This is a genomic window from Mesorhizobium sp. M8A.F.Ca.ET.208.01.1.1 (assembly GCF_004791315.1).
Classification (GTDB): Bacteria; Pseudomonadota; Alphaproteobacteria; order Rhizobiales; family Rhizobiaceae; genus Mesorhizobium.
This window is the reverse complement of record NZ_SRUT01000209.1, coordinates 1-326: the sequence shown is the minus strand read 5'-3', so window position 1 is coordinate 326 and position 326 is coordinate 1. Positions and strand designations below refer to the sequence as shown.

The following is a 326-nucleotide window of genomic DNA, read 5'->3' as shown; positions in this document are numbered from 1 at the left end:
TTCATCGACCGCCTGCGTGTTGGGCAGCCGCAGGCCTGGAATGAAACGCTGGTTCTTGGCGCGAGACCAGCCGGTGCCGACCGGGTTGTATTTGTAACTTGCCGGCGGCTTGTCGTCGGGGTCCCGCCTGTCGACGCCACCCCATGCAACGTCATAGGATATGGGTAGCTTCAGGAAGGGCCGTGGCGCGGTTGCGGTGAACATCGGCCCGATGGCTCGCCACTCGCGATGGCCGACCACTTCGAACCGTTTCGACCAATTGCCGAGCTTGACGCCGACGAGCACTCGCTCCGCTGGCCGTCCGCCGGGCGCGTAAGCGAAGCCAT

General features: G+C 64.7%; 1 protein-coding gene. It reads right to left on the bottom strand.

Annotated elements, in window-relative coordinates; translation table 11 throughout:
• The coding region (locus EN851_RS34960) for a DUF2169 domain-containing protein (protein ID WP_135931093.1) at positions 1 to 326 on the bottom strand (326 nt) is incomplete at both ends.